The organism is Geobacillus stearothermophilus ATCC 12980 (genome assembly GCF_030369615.1).
Classification (GTDB): domain Bacteria; phylum Bacillota; class Bacilli; order Bacillales; family Anoxybacillaceae; genus Geobacillus; species Geobacillus stearothermophilus.
The window spans coordinates 2,547,893-2,564,409 of record NZ_CP128494.1; the positions used below are offsets into that span (position 1 = coordinate 2,547,893).

The window sequence follows — 16,517 nt, forward strand, 5'->3', positions numbered from 1 at the left end:
CGTGCCCCTCCTTTTCATCTTCTAATGATTGTCCGCTGTTTTCTGCCTAGCGGCTCTGTTTCGTTTTGACGGCTGTTGGATGGATCGATCTCTCCTTATTTTCCGTCGGTGACTTGTGCTGCTATGCTTTGGAATCAAAGAGTGAACGGCTTCGTCCATGTCCATATTGTCTCGTTGATTGGTTTGGCGCGGTATAGTTCACGTTGGGCGGCTGCGGCATCAATTGGTCCAACATCAGCGTCACCCATTGCAGCGACTGGCGGATGAGCTGCCCATTCAGCTCGTTGACTGCCTGGAGTTCGTTGATCACGTCGAGCAACTCGCTAGCCAACTGTTCGGCTTTTTGCCGCTCCTCCTCGTCCATTTTCGGCAAGCAATCGGCCAATGTCAGCGGATGCCCGCCATCGGACCATGCGGCGACGAGTTGTGCCCGCTCGCGCTCGAGCTGCTGGATGGCGGCGATAGCAGTTTGTTCTTTTTGGATCAGCTGCATTAATCCGTCCATATCGCCTCGTTTTAATACGTCCGTTTTTTGATAGGCCAATTGAAGCAAATGCCGGTGCAGCGTCAAGTGCCGGTCAAGGAGCGCCATCAGCTGCAGCGCTGGCGCACGCTGTTCATCATCGGTTCGGCGATTTTCTACCCTTGTGTTCATTGGCCATCGCCCTTATAGAACTTGTATAGTTTCTCCGCAATGGCGCGGGCATCGATCTCATACGTTCTGTTGTCGATTTGTTCCTTCAACCGGCGCACTTTCTCTTCCCGCTCGGCGGCCCAAGTGGAGCGTTGCTGCAGCTCTTTTGCCGCCTCGGAAATTTCGACGCGATCCCGCCGCCCGGTTTGCCCTGTTTTTCCTTGTGGGGCGCCCGAGTACTGACGGTAGGGATGAACGCCAATCGAAAACCGGTTATCGATTCTCACTGCGATTCCTCCTATCCGTTCCTCACGTTGTTGTCTTACTACTATTATCGGTCAATCCATTCATTTGTTTAGCGGCCATTTCGCTCTTTGTCGGTGTAATACGTGCGAAACACCTGTTTTTTCTTCTGTTCTTCTTTTTTCACCATTTCCAGCTGCCCTTGCAAATCTTTTGAACAGTCAGCGCACATTCTGCCTTCGCGGATCAGCTTGCCGCAACGGTCGCACGGATATCCTAAATTCGGCAGCTGCGCCAACGTTAAGCGGCCGCTTTTGATGAATTTGACCAGCAGCGTCTCAGGCACCCCTGTCGCATCGACAATTTGCTCCATCGTCGCCAACCGGTTTTCCCGGCGCCGCAAAAATTGGACCACGGTTTGAAATTGCCGTTCTTCTTCTTCATGACAAGACGGGCAAATATCGCGAAACGGCGAGCGGACAAACAGACGGCCGCAAACCGGGCAATTTTCTAAGTTCATCATTCTCCCCTCCCAATGTGCCCATTACGTATACAAATTGACGATCAACCCTTGAATTTCCCCCAACGTCTGCAGCAAATCAATCCTCGGCCGTTCTTGCTCGAGCACCGCGTTTGTGACGTCCAGCAGCTTTTGGTCGATCGTTTTGACGATATGATAGACGCGGGAACGGCCGCTCCAATGGAACCCATACTGCTCCGTCAGTTTCAAGCCATGGTTCACCGCTTCATCGAGCAATTGTCTGACGAGCTGTTTATACCGCCGCAAATCGTCAACCGTCCGCAACTTGGCCAGTTTTTTTCCTTGCTGTTCGATTTCATCCGCCAGCTGCCTCAGCCGCTCGTTTCGCAGCTTTTCCTGCTCCTTGGCGGTCAGCTCGGCAAATGACACGGATGGCGAAAAAGAAGCCGCCGCTTTTTTGCCGATTGGAACCGATGGGGTGTTGGCAATTTTATTGATCTCCATCTTCTTCGCTCCTACCGCCTTGTTCATCAAGCTTCTGAATCCATTTTAAAACTTCCCCGATCACCGCGTAAAGCTGCGGCGGGACGCGCGGCACCGGATCGACCAGCTGTCTCAGCAACTCCCGGTCATGGGGCAGCGGAATGCCCGCCCGCCCCGCCTTGTCGGCCACCTCATCAGCGAGCTGCCGCGGCTGTCGGCCAAGATGTTGCTCATATGATTTGAAAGCAGGGGCGTAACGGTGTCTGTTCATATCGTCCACTCCCACTGGCTCGTTTCGTTTTCCGTCTTCACTCTGTCTGTCGCCGCCCGCTCTTGGTCTTGGGTGTTCATCGGTTGGAAAGTGAGGCGTTGCACCCGATAACCGATCTGTTCCAAATGGTCTTTGACTGTCGCCGCACATGACTGCAACACCGCCGCCAACCGCTCGTGTTCTGTTTCCACCGTCACGGACAGCTGCCGTTCGACCGACTGCAAGGAAATGCCGACTTTGCCTTGATTCGTGTCCAACAAAAAGTAGAGGCGGCAGTTTTGCCAGTCAAGCTGTCCGTCACCGCTGCGAGCGTTGACGTGCACATGTACGGTCGCCATCTCACCATGAAGCGAGAGTGGCCACTGGTACAACATAGTTTGGGTGTGGCTGTCAACAGTAAATTTGTTGAGCAACTGTTGGCCGGTAAGATTCATGAGCAGCCGTTCCGCCTGCGCAGGAACCGTTCCTTCCTCAACCCATGACAGCAGCATCGCCTTCAAATTCTCGACCGGCTGTAATCGCTCTCCGCTCAAGAGCGCACGGGCGGTCTCTTGTTCATGGAAAAAGCCGAGGCGGCGCAGCGATTCAAAGACTCCTCTCGCCGATAATGCGCCATCGTTGGGCGCTTGGTCCACATGTTTCAGAAGGCGCGACAGCTGCTCGTGCGGCTTCGTGCCCTGCCACGCTTCCGATTCCATGAAAAACCGCTGTACTTTTTGTTCAGATGGCTGAAAGCGGAGCGACTCCAACAACGCTTTCACTTCACGCGCCGTCTTGGCCGCTTCGTCCGTCTTTCCTTCAGCAAGGCCGCGTTTCGCTTCTGCCAATTTCGCCCCCGCCTCAAGCAACTTCGTTTCCGTTTTCATGTCAGTAAACAACAACCATTCCCCGTGCAACAGCATGCGGTCGAGTGAATGAATGAGCGACTCAACAAGCGGCGCGGCTCGCTCTGTCGACTGTTGGGCAGCGGCATGCGCAAATTGTTCGAGCTGACGGACCATATCACGCTGCCAAACACGAAAATCGTGCACGAGTTGCACCATTTTTTCCGTCACTACCGTCACGGCAAACGTCCGGGCCTCTGCCGTCGGAAGAACCAGCTCCGATGCAACCGCATACGCGCGCGAACCTTCCAATCGCTCCGTTTGTTCACGAACAGGCGCCGCTTTTGCTTCATGGGTTTCTTCCGGTTCCGTTTTCGTCAACAACGGCGCCAACAGATCTCCGAGCGGCGGGCCATGGAGCGCTTCATGCGCTAGGCGCAAATGCGTCTCGGTCACCTCGAGCTGTTTCGCCGCCAAAGCAGCGACGGTTTCCTGTTTTTTCTTTATCGAGCCGCCTTCCGTCTCCCAAAAACGACGAACGGCTTCTTTTTCCTTTTCGGTCAGGCGAATGCCACGGGCCGACAGCCATGAATCGATTCCATCGTCCAACGAAGATGGCAGAAACCGCCCTATAGACGATAGTGGCACCGCTTGCGCCATCCAAGTTCCACCTTCTTGCTTCACAAGCCGCACCATAAACGAACGGTCGCTTGGGACGCCATCCACAAAGTGGACGCGTACATCCTGTTGGCCGATGGCGACCACGGCCTCTTGATCGTTGAACCTTTCTTTCATTACCGCCATCTGCACGCTCCCCGGCTGCAATGAAACAGCCGGTGCGGCGACCTCATTGGATAGTTGATCGTGACGAATACGCATCATTATTCTTCCTCGCTCTTTGTTCTCCTACTTTTTATATCGGCACGTAGGCTTCCAATGTTTACACTGTTACGCGCGAATGAGCGTCAACGCCCCCACCTCTGCCGCCCCCGCTTCAAGCAAAACAAGGGCCGCGTGGCGGACGGTGATGCCCGTCGTGTAAATGTCATCGATGAGAACGATTCGTTTTCCGTCAATCGGCGGATGTCCGGAGAGAAAAAACGGGTTGTCGGTCTCCATCCGCTCGCGGCGCGATTTTTTCGATTGTTTTTCGGAATGCTTGCGAGAAAGCCAAGGGAAATACGGAAACGGAAGCAGGCGGGCGAGCGCTTCCGCTTGGTTGAAGCCGCGCTCATACAGCCGTTCGGGGCTCAGCGGGATTGGGACGATGTGCCAATCGCGGCCGAAATGTCGGCGAAACGCTTGGGAAAACGGACGGCGGAATGCCTCGACGATGACATAGTCGCCGCGGAATTTCCATAAGGCGACGACGTCTTTCATCCAGTCGTTGTATAGATAGACGGATCGGTTTTTCACGAGCACCCTCCCCCATTGTTCATCTTCCTGCCACCGAAGGCAGTCGGCGCACAGCGATGGCTTGGCTTCCTCGAGCGGGCGGCCGCACATCTCGCAAAGGCGGCCGTCAATGAGTTTGAACGACCCGCGGCAGCGTGGGCAAAGGACGTCTGGGTCTTCAAGAAGAATCAGTTGGCGCCAGCTCGTGATCGGGTTGTACGGAGAATGGCAAAGGAGGCAGTTCATCGATGCAGCAACCCCCTTTTCTTCGCTGTCTCATTCATGCGGACAATGTGGCGGCGCGCCCGCACCATCTCGTTCGTTTTTCCGTGATGGAAAAAGCGGACGTCGCCATCCGGAAACGCCGCGTGGCGGCCGACGCGGCCGGCGATTTGCACAAGAGCGCTTTCCGTAAAGATGCGGTCTTCGGCACCGAGAACGGCGACATCGATGTTCGGCACCGTCACGCCGCGCTCAAGAATCGTCGTCGTCACAAGCAGCGGAACGCGCCCGTCGCGAAACGCCTGCACATGATCGGCGCGATCCGGGGCTTCGGCGTGGACGCCGACGATGCGGGGATCGACGCGCTGCAAGAGGCGGGTGACAGCTTCAAGCTCATCGATATGGGGAACGAACAAAAACGCCTGCTTTCTCTGTTCCAAACGATGGAGAACCCACGCAAGGACGTTTTCGGGCAAGCGGCCGCGCTCTAACCGCTTGCGCCAATTGCCGCACCATTCGAACACGGGGACGGGGAGCGGATGGCCGTGATAGCGGGCGGGGATGACGACGGCGTTCCGTTTGCCACGCGCAATGTCACGCTGCCAAGCGCGGGAGGGAGTGGCGGTGAGATAGATGAGGCTTGATCGTTCTTTCCGCGCTTGACTGACGGCGTATTCAAGCATCGGTTCAACCGAATACGGGAAGGCGTCGACTTCATCGATGATCATGACATCAAACGCGCGGTACGCGCGCAACAGTTGGTGGGTAGTGGAAAGAACGAGCGGGGCGATTCGCCCGCGCTCATCGCTTCCGCCGTGCCATACGGCGAGCGAAACGCGCGGGAACGCCTGGCGGAAGCGCGGAGCCAGTTCGCGGACAACGTCCACTCTAGGCGTGGCGAGGCCAACGCGCCAACCTTCCTCCAAGGCGGCAGCGATGGCGGGAAACAACATCTCGGTTTTCCCTGCCCCGCATACGGCCCAAACGATCAGCTCGCTTCGGTCCAGCACCGCCTGTCGGACAGCCTGCGCGGCCTCCGCTTGAGCGGCGGACAGCGTCCCATCCCAAACAAGCGGCGCCTCGTGCGGCTCGGACGGAAGCGGCATCGTCACGTGCACAAGGTGAGTGCAGGAGCTGATGCGCCCCATCACGAGACACTTGCGGCAATACGCACAATCTGCCCCGCAGCGGGCGCACGGAAACGCGGCAAAAAGATGAGGATCGTTATTTCCGCAACGGACGCAGCGCCAGGCGCGCGCTGTTTTGATGAGCCCGGGCTGTTCGTGAAGCAAACCGGTCTGGATGGCGGCAGCGACTTCTCCATCGGGAAACGGCAGCTGCTCTCGGGGTAGGCGCTGGCCATTGAGCCAGACGACAAGCGGCGAAGCAGCGGTTGATGGGGGATGTACAATGAGCATCACTCCTTTTGAAATTCAAGAAAAGCATGTTCCCGAGCTGGGAGCCAAAAAGAGCGGGTGGCGCAGTGATGCGGTAAAAACGCGCTCCCCCAGGTTGAAAGGCTTTGAGCGCATCAATGAGCCAGTGTTATGGAGAAAGAGCAGAGCTGACGATGTTTTTCCCTAAAAGGCGGGTGGAAAACCGCTGTTCCCCTTGATCGATGAGTTGAATGTGTGAAAAGAAGGAACGACGCTACAAGGTTTTTCTAGTTGAGAAACGAAGCGAGAAAGCGGTTGTGCTAGCAAATCACCGCCCTTCTAACAAAATGATGAAAAGATGGGGAGGAAGCAAAAAACGGCAGCCTTCGATCGGCAAAGAAAGTGGAGGCAAAAAGGGCTTCCCAATGGAGTCAAGATGTGGTTTGACCCTCTTTTTCACGACATATCGACCTTCGAAAGAAAAGGATAAAGCGAAATCCGACAACATCAAAGATCCACAGAGAGTCATCGAGTCGATCGACAACGTGTTTCGACAACATTCCCAGGGAAATAGCGACAAATTTTTCAGGAATAGAAAACGTTCGACAAGTTCGGCCAGTACCGCATCTCCGGTCCGTTTCATAAGGAGGTGAGAAAACGAATGTAAAACAAATTCGCCGCCGCACAAGGCGGGGCACACCGTTCCGCCTTGTGCTCGGCTGCAGCGCCTCAAGGCGGCGCTTTGCGGCCTCGACTTATGGCTGATACCACGTCAGCCCGAGCGCCCCTTCGCCGACGTGCGTGGCGATGACGGGGCCAAAATAGCTGATCGAAAATTCGACGTGCGGATAGCGGGCGGCCAGCTCATCGCGCCAACGGCTCGCTTCATCGGGCTGGTTGGCATGGATGATAGCGGCTTTGAGCGGAACGCCTTTGTCCGCATCTTCGTCAAACAGCTCCTCGATGCGTTGCACCGCCTTTTTGCGCGTGCGGATTTTTTCAAACGGCACGATCACTTTGTTTTCAAAGCGAAGGAGCGGCTTGATTTGCAAGAGGCCGCCGATGAACGCCTGCGCGCCAGTGAGCCGTCCGCCGCGCTGCAGGTGGGACAAGTCGTCGACCATAAAGTAGGCGCGCAACGTCCGCTTCATCTCATCAAGACGGGCGAGAATCTCCTCCGGCATTTTCCCCGCCTTCGCCATCTCGGCGGCTTCGATGGCGTAAAACCCTTGCGCCATGCAGCTGATTTCCGAATCATAGGCGTAAACGCGCAGACCATCGACCATTGTTCCCGCCGTCACCGCGCCTTGATACGTGCCGCTGATGCCGCTTGAGAGGTGGATGCTGATGACAGCGTCGTACCCTTCCTCACGAATGGCAGTGAACAAGTCGACAAATTCGCCGACTGAGGGCTGCGATGTCGTCGGCAGCTTAGGACTCTGCTTGATTTTGACAAAAAATTCATCCGCCGTCATATCGATCTCTTCGCGATATGTTTCGTCCCCAAAAATGACGCTGAGCGGAATCATCCGGATGCCGAGCCGCTCGCGCACGTCTTTCGGCAAATAAGCCGTGCTATCGGTGACAATCGCAATTTTCACAGGCGCCATTCCTTCCTGATTCAGCCTTTTCTGCCATTATACCAAAAAGACTCGTTGTCCACCACCGCTCGATGCATGAGGAGGCAAAGAACGCGGGCAGGCCGTGAAGCGGAACATCGTTGATCCTCATGCAACGCTTTGCCCAAGCCGCTCCTTCGCCGTCAAACGGCGCATCGATGCCACAGGAAGCCGCTTCGATCGTCAACGCACCGCTGCAAAGACTGACGAGAGCCCCCGTTCCGTTCAGCGCACCTCCACCCAGCCGTTTTTGATCGCAACCACAACGGCTTGCGTCCGGTCATTGACGTTTAATTTTTGCAAGATGCTGCTGACGTGGTTTTTCACCGTTTTTTCGCTAATGTACAGCGCTTCGCCGATGGCGCGGTTGCTTTTGCCGTCGGCCAACAGCTGCAGCACTTCGCACTCGCGCCGCGTCAATAAATGCAACGGACGACGCACTTCTTGTTTGACCGCCACGCCGCCTTTTTCCGACGTCAAGCGGCGGTATTCGCGAATCAAGTTGTGCGTCACTTTCGGATGCAAATACGATCCGCCTTCCGCGACGATTCTCACCGCCTCAATGAGCGTATCGGTATCCATCTCCTTCAGCAAATACCCCGTCGCCCCCGTCTGCAAAGCGCGCATCACATAGTGTTCATCGTCATGGATCGACAGCACGACGACTTTCGTATCAGGGTAAGCTTCGATCAGCTGTTTCGTCGCCTCCACGCCGTTGATGTCCGGCATGTTAATGTCCATCAGCACCAAATCGGGGCGGTATGTTTCGACGATTGAAAGCGCTTCGCTTCCGTCGCTTCCTTCCGCCACGACTTCAAAATCGCCCTCAAATTCCAAAATGCGCTTGATGCTCTCGCGAAACAGCTGGTGATCGTCGATAATCGCGATGCGTGTTTTCATCGTTTCCTCTCCTCCTTGTTCGCTTCGTCAGTCGAACGGTCGAGCGGAACGCGAATGAACACGGTCGTTCCGCTGCCAATCTTTGAGCGGATGTCGAGCGTGCCGCCGAGCAGCTCCACCCGCTCCCGCATTCCAATCAAGCCGAACGCATTTTCTTTTTTGACCGATGGATCAAATCCTTTGCCATCGTCTTTGACACTGACAAGCAGATGGTGGCACGTCACTTCCATTTTGACGTCGATATGGCGCGCTTCGGCATGCTTTAAGGCATTTTGCACCGATTCTTGGACAAGGCGAAACACGGCCGCCTCCATCCGCGACGGCAGCCGAATTTCTTCGCCGATATGTACAAAGGAAATATGGACTCCGTTATTATATTCTTCGGTCGTTTGCAAGTATTTTTTTAGCGTCGGAACCAATCCTAAATCATCAAGCGCCATCGGCCGCAAATCGTAAATGATGCGGCGCACTTCGGACAAAGCCGAACGCACCATTTTGCGAAAATCACGAATCTCGGCGATCGCCGCCTCTGTCCCTCGCTCTTTGATCACCTTTTCGACGAGATCCGATCGAAGCAGGACATGCGCAAGCAGCTGCGCCGGGCCGTCATGGATTTCCCGCGACAGCCGACGCCGCTCTTCTTCCTGGGCTTCGGTGATTTTCAGCCCAAATTCCTGCTTTTGCTTCGCTCCTTCAACGAGCTCGCTGACCTGGCGGAAATCGCTGTTTAAGTAGTGGAGCACGACCGTAATTTGCCCGACTAAATAATCGGCGCGTTCGATAATTTGCGCAAAGCTCGCCAATCTCCGCTCGAGTTCATCACGGCGCAGCCGCAGCTGTTTCTCCCGCTCGCGCACCATCGTCAGCTTCATATGCAGCTCGTGCGCCGCTTCATACGCCTCGCGAATATCTTGCTCCAAGTGGGTCGAAAAGTTTTGGCTCACTTCCGACAGGCGGCGGCGCGCCCGGCGCGCCTCCATTTCGAGCCGGTCCGCTTCTTCGATCGCCTGCACGGTCAGCCGCTTCACCTCCTCAAGTTCGCGAAGCAAATGGTCGTGCTCTTGACGCGACTGCTCCCCGATGCGGAAAATTTCGTCTTTGCTATGTTGAACGGTGTCGATCATTTTTTCGACAATCCGATCTAACTGCTTTACGTCCCACTGTTTTGCCTTAGCCATTTGCCAACCTCCAACATCGCTGCCAAGCGGTGCGCATGGGCGCCAGCAAAATTTGTTTGAAGGAAAAAAGTTGTCGATTTATAATAATAAAAGCATGCTCTATCTATTGCTCTTTTATTTTTAGTTTACCATAATGAGAGTAGAGCGCTAGCCGTTCTTGCAAAAATAAACAAATAAACCGTTTGCACGATGTTGATCGTTGAGGTGTTTCGTTTTGTTGCAAAAATATTACACGGTTAAAGGATACGGTGAACACGAAATCGTAATTGAAAAATCACGGTTTATCTGCTATGTCAACCGCGCGGAAACGGAAGAAGAGGCTATCGCCTTTATTCAACAGATCAAGAAGAAGCATTGGGACGCCACCCACAACTGCTCCGCCTATTTGATTGGGGAGCATGACCAAATCCAAAAAGCGAACGATGACGGTGAGCCGAGCGGCACCGCAGGGGTGCCGATGCTTGAAGTGCTGAAGAAAAAAGGATTGAAAGACACCGTCGCCGTCGTCACCCGCTACTTCGGCGGCATCAAGCTCGGTGCGGGCGGCTTGGTGCGTGCATACAGCCGCGCCGTCTCAGAAGGCCTGAACGCCGCAGGCATCGTCGAACGCCGGCTCATGCGCGTCATGCAGGTGACGATTGACTATTCGTGGCTTGGGAAGGTGGAAAATGAGCTGCGCTCTTCCGTATATACTATTAAAAATATCCAATATGCCGACCGCGTCACGTTTGATGTTCTCGTTCCCGAGGACGGCCAGTCTTCGTTCGGCGAGTGGATGACCGAACTGACAAACGGAAGGGCGGACATTCAGGCGGGAGCGATGGAGTATGCCGAACGGTTGCTTCCGTCTTCCTAAAACGACACCGTAAAGGAAAGAAGGGTTAAACGATGAATCATACAAGAAAAACGGTGAAAAAGCGAAAGAAAAAAAAGCGGCTCCGCCGATTATTTTTGCTCGTGTTTCTTCTTTTGCTCGGGGGTGTTGGCGCCTTTGGCTACAATATTTACTCCGAGACGAAACAGGCGTCAAGCAAAATGTATCAAGCGCTTGATCCATCAGGCAAGCCGGCAAGAAACATTGAGGTGCGCAAAGACCCATTTACCGTTCTGTTAGTCGGAGTGGAAAACCAGTACCACGACGAGGAGGGGCGGTCTGATGTCGTCATGTTGTTGACCGTCAATCCGAAGACGAACAAAGTGTATTTGTTGAGCATTCCCCGCGACACGCGCGTTTACATCCCGAACGAAGGGCGGAAAGACAAAATCACCCATTCTTACAGTCATGGCGGCATTCAATCGACCATTGCAGCCGTCAATGAGCTGATCGATGTACCGATTGACTATTACGTGACAACCGATTTTGACGGGTTCCAGAAAATTGTCGATTCCTTAGGCGGCGTCACGGTGGATGTTCCGTTCACATTCAAAGCCCAACTGACCGGCTCCCTCAAATGGCATACGTTCCATAAAGGCAAACAAGAGTTGAATGGCAATGAAGCGCTCGCCTATGTGCGCATGAGAAAATCGGACCCCCGCGGCGACTTTGGCCGAAACGAGCGGCAAAAACAAGTCATTCGTGCCATTATTGACAAAAGCACATCCATCACCTCGCTGCCGAAGCTGGATGACATCATCGCCGATTTAGGGGATCACGTGCGGACGAACATCCCTCCGGCCGATTTGTTATCGTTCATCTATGTCTATCAAAAAATGAAAAACGCGGATGTAGAAAATTTGCATTTGAAAGGATACGACGAAACAATCAACGGCGTGTACTACTACATCCCCGACGAGCAATCGGTCAGCTCAATCAATAAAACGCTGCGGCAAGCGCTCGAGACGTCCAACGCCTCCCTCACGCGCAGCAATTCACCATCCACACAAAACCAAAATTAACGATCACAAAGAAGGTGCTCCCAAAAGCAATGGGGCGCCTTTTTCCATTTACAGCGTATATCATGCCGCAATGATGATGAAAGAACACAACTTTTCATGTCCTCTGTTTTTTTCTCTTTTTCAACAAAACTTTTCATTTTTTCTCATAATAGGACTGAATTCGGGTTGGATAAAACGGCAAAATTCGCTATGATAGTATAGAAAACGCAAACTTGAGAAAAAAGGGGGGATCGAATCCTTGAAAAAAACGCTTCTTTCCGTCTTGTTAGCGACTTGCCCGCTGTGGCCGTCGGCCGCCTTGGCCGCCGATGGAAGTCCGTCCTCATCCTCACCGACACTCATGGTCGCGGAGCATAACGCTTTGCTGAGGAGAGGAGCGACGGATTCCTATCAAATCGTCGAATCCATTTCCGCTGGCCAACAAGTAAAGGTCATCGACAAGTTCCAAAACGCTGCTGGCGAAACGTGGTATCGCATCGAATATAAGGGCATCACAGGCTGGGCGCGGGCAGACGACTTTTCTGAAGCGCATGTCTCTTCCGCCTTCCCTAACGTGATGTTCGCCAAGCAAGACTCGTTGCTGAGAAGAGGGGCAACCGATTCATATCGGTCCGTTGGCTCGATTCCCGCTGGCCAACAAGTGAAAGTCATAGACGAGTTTCAAAATGCCTATGGTGAAACGTGGTACCGCATCGAGTACGGAGGCGTCACCGGCTGGACGCGTGCGGACAGCTTTTCTAACCAACCGCCTTCCATGCTCGTCGGAAAGCGTGCGGTGATCGCCGCCAACGACATCGCGATGCGCAAGGGGGCATCCCCTTACTATCCGGTCGTCAAAACACTGTCTAACGGCGATGTCGTCTCCATCATTGCCGAGTTCACCAATTCGCTCGGGGAACAGTATGTGCGTGTGGAGTGGGCGGGAGTCAAAGGATGGGTGAAAACGGAACAGATCTACATACCCAAACAGCTTCCGACACTTTTGCCGACATTCATGAACGTTGTGCAGTCCTCCCCGGTTCGCCGCGGGGCGAGCGTCCATTACCGCGCCGTCGCCACAGTGTCACGCGGTCAATCTGTCAAAGTGATCGATTTGTTCGTCACAAATGGTCAGGAACTTTGGTGCCGCGTTGATCTCGGACATGTCCGAGGATGGGTGTCGGAAAAAGTGTTGACGATGTCATCAACCATGTCGGTTCCAAGCGGTGTCTCGGATACGTCCAGCGTCTCAGGCCAGCCGCTGACGGTCAGCGTTTCGGTCGCCAATGTGCGGCAAGCTCCATCTTTAAAAGCAAAAGTCGTCACCCAACTGAAAAAAGGAACCAAACTGAACAGCCTGTCAAGCGCCAAAGATGCGTCGGGAGCGCTTTGGTACAAAGTGCCCCTCAATGGAAAAACGCTCGGCTGGGTGCACGAGACGGTCGTAACCAAATCCTACCTTTCCCCACCAGCCAACCAGGGGATGCAAAAGCAGGTGACAACCGCTAATGCGGCGCTGTTTGCCGAACCTTCGTTGAGCGCCGCCGTCATCGAGCGGATTGCGAAAAACCGAACGGTCACGGTTTTGAAGACGACAGAAGCATCTCCGTTCGACTGGGTGCAAGTCACCTCTGCATCGGGGAAAACGGGATGGATGCCGGTGTTTGAAGTAAAAGCCCCATCCTACGTATACGTCAAACAGGCGGGCACTCCGCTGCGCCGAGGTGCATCTTCGAACTATCAATCGTTGAAGGCGTTGGCAGCGAATGAGCGACTTGCTGTCCTTTACGAATATCATGGATGGCTGAATGTCGAAACATCCAATGGCGTCCGCGGATGGGTGGAGGAATCAAGCACCTCTACCGTCGCCTTAAATAGTCTCGTTGAACCGACTTTTTCGACCATCAACGACAATGCCTATTTGACGTGGAAAAAAACGTCTAATTTCCGCGTCTCCTATTCGTTGTTGCCGGGCAATCGTCTGAAAATCACCGGCTCGTTTTCCTACGCTGAAGTCCCGTCGACCGATATTCCAGGCATACAAACCGTGGAATGGACCGGCAGCAGCCTGCTCATCACCTTTGAACCGGGGTACACGTTCACCCTTCGCCATTACAGCGACCGATTGGCGCTGAAAATTCTCGAGACCGGACTCAAGGGCAAAAAAATCATCATTGACGCAGGGCATGGGGCGCACGACACCGGGGCGATCGGCCCTGGCGGCACGCGGGAAAAAGATATTACTCTCGACACCGCCTTATTGCTAAAAGAAGAATTGGAGCGGGCCGGAGCGATCGTGAAATTGACGCGAAGCACCGACATCTTTTTGGAGCTGTCTGAACGGACATGGATCGCCAACAGTTCCGACTACGACGCCTTTATCAGCATTCACGCCGACTCGTACTCGCGGACATCTCGCGGAACGACAACGTACTACAACGTATCGAGCAACTTCAATGGGCCAAAAAGCGAGCAGTTGGCCGCCATCGTGCAAAAACATCTTGTCCAACAGCTCGGAACATATGACCGCGGCCATAAAACGCAAAACTTTTACGTCAACCGGAAAAACGAGCTGCCGAGCATTCTCGTTGAGCTCGCCTTCATCTCCAATCCAAATGAAGAGGCGCAGCTCAAAACGAAAGCGTTCCGCCAAAAAGCGGCCGTCGGCATTCGCGAAGGACTGGAAGAGTATTTCAGCCAATTCTAGTTTGTTCGCGTTCGGAGAATAATAGCATGAGAAGGCCGGTAATGCAACGGATTGCAAAGCTTTACGACGGAGTTCGTCAAACTGAGAAACATGGCAGCATCGCGTTTTCATTCCTTGCGATTCCTCATGAACCGAGCGAATCCGTTGTTTTTCACCGGCCTTTTAGGAAAGCTATTATTCTCCTTTCTTTCCATATCCAAAAACGGGGGAGATGAACATGATGAAACGAAAAGCCAAATGGGCCGTTGCTGCCAGCCTGGCGGTCGGAATGACGGCAGGCGCCCTCTTGTTTACGCCATCGGCGATGAAAGCATCAGAAGAAGTCGTGTTAGCGAGCGTCGACTGGGTGACTTCCCAGCTCAACCCGATGAAAAACGACATTGCCAACCTGAAAGCACAACTGGCCGCCCAGCAACAACAAATTCAACAACTTCAACAACAACTTGCTAGCAAACCCGCTTCGCCTTCTTTGCCTTCTGTCGTCTATGTAGTGAAAAACAATGCGGCCGTCCGCAGCGGAGCGTCAACGAGCTACCGCGTCATCACTTATAAACAGGCAGGGGCTTCACTGCAAGTGGTCGGGGCGCACCTTACTTCCCAAGGATTGTGGTACAACATCATCCTCTCCTCATCGTTGAAAGGTTGGATTTATTCCGGCGATGTCTCGACATCCGCCGTCAGCAGCGACAGCACCAAGCACGTCATCGCCACGGCCGCGGTCAATATTCGAAAAGGAGCGACGACTTCTTATCCGATTATTGCGACCGTTCCAAAAGGGACAGAGATGGTCTATATTCAGCCGTTTACCAACAGCAAAGGGGAGAAATGGTACAACGTGCAACTGTCTGATGGGCGTCAGGGTTGGATGGCCGCTGAATTTGGTGAGGTGAAGTAGACGGTGAAAAAATTGGCGTGGTTGGCCGTCGGCCTGTTTTTGCTCATCGTCTCTCCTTCCGCGTCGAACGCCGCTGGGGTGAAAACGTACAACAATACCGTGCAAGTCCTTTTATATAAAGGGACATCGGTGACAGTCGCCGTCGAAGGAAACTATCAAATCGTCAATAAAGAGACGTTGACGATCACCCCGCTGCCAAGCGGGACAAATCTGACATTTCAGTCTTCCTCTTCGACCGTGTTTGTCACGTACAATGGAAAGACGGATTTTTCAAGCACCGGATTTACCATTCAAGAAACGATCGGCGCGGCGCCGTTGTCGCTTGTCAAGGTGAACCAAACGCGGTATCGGGGAAGCGTCGACATTCGCCTGCAAAACAGCGCCTTGTATGCTGTCAATATTTTAGATATGGAAGATTATTTAAAAGGAGTCGTGCCGAGCGAGATGCCTGCCTCTTGGCCGCTTGAGGCGCTGAAGGCGCAAGCCATTGCGGCCCGAAACTATGCCTATAAACATAAAACAAGTTTGACGACCAATCCAAACACACAGACGTATAAAGGATATGATGGAGAATCTCCACGATCGAACGCGGCAGTGGATGCAACAAGAGGATGGTATCTGAAATATAATGGCAGTATCATTGAAACGTATTACCACTCGACAAGCGGCGGCAGAACCGCCAATGTAAGCGACGTCTGGAACTCGTCGCAAACCGCCTACCCATATTTGGCGAGCGTCGATGACCCGTATGAATCATCGCCGTACAGCCGATGGTCATTCACCTTCTCCCCAGCTGTGCTGTTGCGTTCGTTCGGGTTCAACGATCCATCGGTTGTTTTATACGACGTCTCGATCGCCAAAACCGGCGCGAACGGAGAAGTGGGGGCCGTCACGATTGAAACCTCGGCAGGCGAAAAAACGGTGAAAGGCAATGAAGCGATCATCCGCAAACTGTTCCCGCTAGACGGCAATCAATTTTACGGCATCTTGCCGTCCAACTGGTTTGACATTCAAGTGCAAAAAAGCGGCCCATCCGTGTCGATTCAAACGGCCAGCGGCAACATCGCCGCCTCTTCCTTGTCATCTTACTCCGTCCAAACAGGGATCGGAACCGTTTCGCTCGCCGGCGTCGAAGGAATCAAGGTGCAAACAACGGATGGCATCGTGCCGCTTTCCGCCTCGCCGTCAGGGGTTAGCTCGATCACTGTCACGGGAAAAGGATGGGGGCACCGGATCGGCATGAGCCAATACGGAGCAAAAGCATTTGCCGAGCGTGGATGGACGGCGGAGCAAATTTTAGAACACTACTTCCCCGGTGCTGAAGTCTCGTTCTAGCGACAGAGTCCATGATGTCATACGGGATTTTGCTCTCCACCTCGGCATCACTCGGGAACAAAAAAGGGCGTCCTTCTTT

17 protein-coding genes are annotated in these 16,517 nt (G+C 53.9%); 6 read left to right on the forward strand and 11 right to left on the reverse strand.

What is annotated here, in order from left to right:
- Positions 1-121 precede the first annotated feature (121 nt).
- The 8 genes from QSJ10_RS13910 to QSJ10_RS13945 form a co-directional block, all read right to left on the reverse strand.
- Positions 122-655 carry a flagellar protein FlgN gene (locus QSJ10_RS13910; RefSeq protein ID WP_023633641.1) on the reverse strand — a complete coding sequence of 178 codons (534 nt, stop codon included), beginning with the start codon at positions 653-655 and terminating at the stop codon, positions 122-124.
- On the reverse strand, positions 652-921 hold the full coding sequence (flgM, locus tag QSJ10_RS13915; RefSeq protein ID WP_023633640.1) for a flagellar biosynthesis anti-sigma factor FlgM: 270 nt from the start codon (positions 919-921) through the stop codon (positions 652-654). The genes QSJ10_RS13910 and flgM overlap by 4 nt, the downstream gene beginning before the upstream one ends.
- Before the next feature lie 68 nt (positions 922-989).
- Positions 990-1,397, reverse strand: coding sequence for a TIGR03826 family flagellar region protein (locus QSJ10_RS13920; RefSeq protein ID WP_044744237.1), 408 nt, complete (start codon positions 1,395-1,397; stop codon positions 990-992).
- Positions 1,398-1,421: 24 nt separating this feature from the next.
- Positions 1,422-1,862 carry a YaaR family protein gene (locus QSJ10_RS13925; RefSeq protein ID WP_020756448.1) on the reverse strand — a complete coding sequence of 147 codons (441 nt, stop codon included), beginning with the start codon at positions 1,860-1,862 and terminating at the stop codon, positions 1,422-1,424.
- A complete protein-coding gene (locus QSJ10_RS13930) occupies positions 1,849-2,112 on the reverse strand; it encodes a hypothetical protein (protein ID WP_023633638.1) in 264 nt (87 codons plus the stop codon). Before QSJ10_RS13930 ends, QSJ10_RS13925 begins: the two co-directional genes overlap by 14 nt.
- Positions 2,109-3,818 (reverse strand): hypothetical protein, encoded by a 1,710-nt coding sequence (locus tag QSJ10_RS13935; RefSeq protein ID WP_147438208.1) that lies wholly within the window; start codon positions 3,816-3,818, stop codon positions 2,109-2,111. The genes QSJ10_RS13930 and QSJ10_RS13935 overlap by 4 nt, the downstream gene beginning before the upstream one ends.
- Before the next feature lie 66 nt (positions 3,819-3,884).
- Positions 3,885-4,577, reverse strand: a complete 693-nt coding sequence (locus QSJ10_RS13940; RefSeq protein ID WP_053532165.1) for a ComFC family protein — start codon at positions 4,575-4,577, stop codon at positions 3,885-3,887.
- Complete coding sequence (locus QSJ10_RS13945; protein WP_053532164.1) at positions 4,574-5,971, reverse strand: ATP-dependent helicase ComFA; 1,398 nt, start codon at positions 5,969-5,971, stop codon at positions 4,574-4,576. The genes QSJ10_RS13940 and QSJ10_RS13945 overlap by 4 nt, the downstream gene beginning before the upstream one ends.
- On the opposite strand from QSJ10_RS13945, the gene QSJ10_RS13950 reads away from it, so the two are divergent.
- Positions 5,964-6,137, forward strand: a complete 174-nt coding sequence (locus QSJ10_RS13950; protein WP_155266788.1) for a hypothetical protein — start codon at positions 5,964-5,966, stop codon at positions 6,135-6,137. The two genes, QSJ10_RS13945 and QSJ10_RS13950, sit on opposite strands and share 8 nt — an antisense overlap.
- Positions 6,138-6,684: 547 nt before the next feature.
- Here the strand turns inward: QSJ10_RS13950 and QSJ10_RS13955 are convergent.
- The 3 genes from QSJ10_RS13955 to QSJ10_RS13965 all read right to left on the reverse strand — a co-directional run bounded on the left by QSJ10_RS13955 (position 6,685) and on the right by QSJ10_RS13965 (position 9,626).
- A complete protein-coding gene (locus QSJ10_RS13955; protein WP_053532162.1) occupies positions 6,685-7,530 on the reverse strand; it encodes a DegV family protein in 846 nt (281 codons plus the stop codon).
- Between the two features lie 243 nt (positions 7,531-7,773).
- Entirely contained in the window at positions 7,774-8,448 is a 675-nt protein-coding gene (locus QSJ10_RS13960; RefSeq protein WP_053532161.1) for a response regulator, read from the reverse strand.
- Positions 8,445-9,626, reverse strand: coding sequence for a sensor histidine kinase (locus tag QSJ10_RS13965; RefSeq protein ID WP_053532160.1), 1,182 nt, complete (start codon positions 9,624-9,626; stop codon positions 8,445-8,447). The genes QSJ10_RS13960 and QSJ10_RS13965 overlap by 4 nt, the downstream gene beginning before the upstream one ends.
- 214 nt (positions 9,627-9,840) lie before the next feature.
- Between QSJ10_RS13965 and QSJ10_RS13970 the strand changes: the two genes are divergently transcribed.
- The 5 genes from QSJ10_RS13970 (at position 9,841) to QSJ10_RS13990 (ending at position 16,438) form a co-directional block, all read left to right on the forward strand.
- Positions 9,841-10,482, forward strand: a complete 642-nt coding sequence (locus QSJ10_RS13970; RefSeq protein ID WP_033014932.1) for a YigZ family protein — start codon at positions 9,841-9,843, stop codon at positions 10,480-10,482.
- Positions 10,483-10,514: 32 nt separating this feature from the next.
- The gene (locus QSJ10_RS13975; RefSeq protein ID WP_033014930.1) at positions 10,515-11,522 is read left to right on the forward strand and encodes an LCP family protein; all 1,008 of its coding nucleotides are present in this window, start codon (positions 10,515-10,517) and stop codon (positions 11,520-11,522) included.
- A 238-nt stretch (positions 11,523-11,760) separates the two neighbouring features.
- Positions 11,761-14,208 (forward strand): SH3 domain-containing protein, encoded by a 2,448-nt coding sequence (locus tag QSJ10_RS13980; protein WP_053532159.1) that lies wholly within the window; start codon positions 11,761-11,763, stop codon positions 14,206-14,208.
- 217 nt (positions 14,209-14,425) lie between these two features.
- A complete protein-coding gene (locus QSJ10_RS13985; protein WP_033014923.1) occupies positions 14,426-15,103 on the forward strand; it encodes an SH3 domain-containing protein in 678 nt (225 codons plus the stop codon).
- Between the two features lie 3 nt (positions 15,104-15,106).
- Positions 15,107-16,438 (forward strand): SpoIID/LytB domain-containing protein, encoded by a 1,332-nt coding sequence (locus QSJ10_RS13990; RefSeq protein ID WP_053532158.1) that lies wholly within the window; start codon positions 15,107-15,109, stop codon positions 16,436-16,438.
- Positions 16,439-16,517: the final 79 nt, after the last annotated feature.